This window comes from Microbulbifer maximicatervae (SeqCode), from assembly GCF_052467815.1.
Window position 1 is genome coordinate 1 of sequence record NZ_CP174326.1, and the last position, 2,500, is coordinate 2,500.

Consider the following 2,500-nt stretch of genomic DNA (forward strand, 5'->3'; position numbering starts at 1 on the left):
TTCCCTTTCTTAGTTTTTTATTTTTTGTTTTTTAAAATATTTTTCAGCCATAAAAAAAGGGCCACCCTGTTGGGTGGCCCTTTTCGGATTAGAAGCCTGACGATGACCTACTCTCACATGGGGAAGCCCCACACTACCATCGGCGATGTTGCGTTTCACTTCTGAGTTCGGCAAGGGATCAGGTGGTTCCACAACTCTATGGTCGTCAGGCAAACTGGCTTGGGTTGGCGTTGGTCTTATAAGCAATGTGCTTGGCCTGCCGTGTTATCGCTGTTTGCCTCGGTCATGATGGTGACCGGCGATAACCCCAAATAAGTCGGTAAAACAATCTGTAGTAATACACCGCAAGCGATCGTATGTCTCTAACTCACAATCCGCTAGCTTGGCTAGTCGTTAGTAACCATCTCTGTTGTATGGTCAAGCCGCACGGGCAATTAGTACTGGTTAGCTCAACGCCTCACAACGCTTCCACACCCAGCCTATCAACGTGGTAGTCTTCCACGGCCCTTCAGGAGGCTCAAGGCCTCAGGGAGATCTTATCTTGAAGGAGGCTTCCCGCTTAGATGCTTTCAGCGGTTATCCCGTCCGAACATAGCTACCCGGCAATGCCACTGGCGTGACAACCGGAACACCAGAGGTTCGTTCACTCCGGTCCTCTCGTACTAGGAGCAACTCTTCTCAAATCTCCAACGCCCACGGCAGATAGGGACCGAACTGTCTCACGACGTTCTAAACCCAGCTCGCGTACCACTTTAAATGGCGAACAGCCATACCCTTGGGACCGGCTTCAGCCCCAGGATGTGATGAGCCGACATCGAGGTGCCAAACACCGCCGTCGATGTGAACTCTTGGGCGGTATCAGCCTGTTATCCCCGGAGTACCTTTTATCCGTTGAGCGATGGCCCTTCCATACAGAACCACCGGATCACTATGACCTACTTTCGTACCTGCTCGACATGTCTGTCTCGCAGTCAAGCGCACTTATACCATTATGCTCATTGCATGATTTCCGACCATGCTGAGTGCACCTTCGTACTCCTCCGTTACTCTTTGGGAGGAGACCGCCCCAGTCAAACTACCCACCATACACTGTCCTCGATCCGGATAACGGACCAGAGTTAGAACCTCAAACATACCAGGGTGGTATTTCAAGGACGGCTCCACAACAACTAGCGTCGCTGCTTCAAAGCCTCCCACCTATCCTACACAAATAGGCTCAAAGTTCAGTGCAAAGCTGTAGTAAAGGTTCACGGGGTCTTTCCGTCTAGCCGCGGGTACACTGCATCTTAACAGCGATTTCAATTTCACTGAGTCTCTGGTGGAGACAGCGTGGCCATCGTTACGCCATTCGTGCAGGTCGGAACTTACCCGACAAGGAATTTCGCTACCTTAGGACCGTTATAGTTACGGCCGCCGTTTACCGGGGCTTCGATCAAGAGCTTCGCCGAAGCTAACCCCATCAATTAACCTTCCGGCACCGGGCAGGCGTCACACCCTATACGTCCTCTTACGAGTTTGCAGAGTGCTATGTTTTTAATAAACAGTCGCAGCCACCTGGTCACTTCGACCGGCCTCAGCTTAGGGAGCAAGTCCCATCACCAAAACCGGCGTACCTTCTCCCGAAGTTACGGTACCATTTTGCCTAGTTCCTTCACCAGAGTTCTCTCAAGCGCCTTGGTATTCTCTACCTGACCACCTGTGTCGGTTTAGAGTACGATTCACTATTACCTGAAGCTTAGAAGTTTTTCCTGGAAGCAGGGCATCAACCACTTCACCCACTAAGTGGGCTTCGTCATCAGTTCTCAGCCTTAGGGACCCGGATTTGCCTAAGTCCCCAGCCTACAACCTTAAACATGGACAACCAATCGCCATGCCGGCCTAGCCTTCTCCGTCACTCCGTCGCAGTAATAGCGAGTACAGGAATATTAACCTGTTTCCCATCGACTACGGCTTTCGCCCTCGCCTTAGGGGTCGACTAACCCTGTCCCGATTAGCGTTGGACAGGAACCCTTGGTCTTCCGGCGGGGAGGTTTTTCACCTCCCTTATCGTTACTCATGTCAGCATTCGCACTTGTGATACCTCCAGCAGACCTCCCGATCCACCTTCAACGGCTTACACAACGCTCCTCTACCATGCTCCTAAGAGCATCCGCAGCTTCGGTTATCAGTTTGAGCCCCGGTATATCTTCCGCGCAGGCCGACTCGACTAGTGAGCTATTACGCTTTCTTTAAAGGATGGCTGCTTCTAAGCCAACCTCCTAGCTGTCTGGGCCTTCCCACATCGTTTCCCACTTAACTGATATTTGGGACCTTAGCTGGCGGTCTGGGTTGTTTCCCTTTCCACGACGGACGTTAGCACCCGCCGTGTGTCTCCCGCGATTGCACTCCTCGGTATTCGGAGTTTGCATGGGGTTGGTAAGTCGGGATGACCCCCTAGCCCAAACAGTGCTCTACCCCCGAGGGTGAGACGCGAGGCGCTACCTAAATAGCTTTCGAGGAG

Annotated in this window: 2 rRNA genes (1 of these 2 cut by a window edge); both read right to left on the reverse strand. The window is 52.2% G+C overall.

The features are described from left to right. Positions 1-94: 94 nt before the first annotated feature. Positions 95-210: ribosomal RNA gene (gene rrf / locus ACJJIW_RS00005) — 5S ribosomal RNA — on the reverse strand. 203 nt (positions 211-413) lie between these two features. Next, positions 414-2,500, reverse strand: a 23S ribosomal RNA gene (locus ACJJIW_RS00010); it runs 795 nt beyond the window's last position.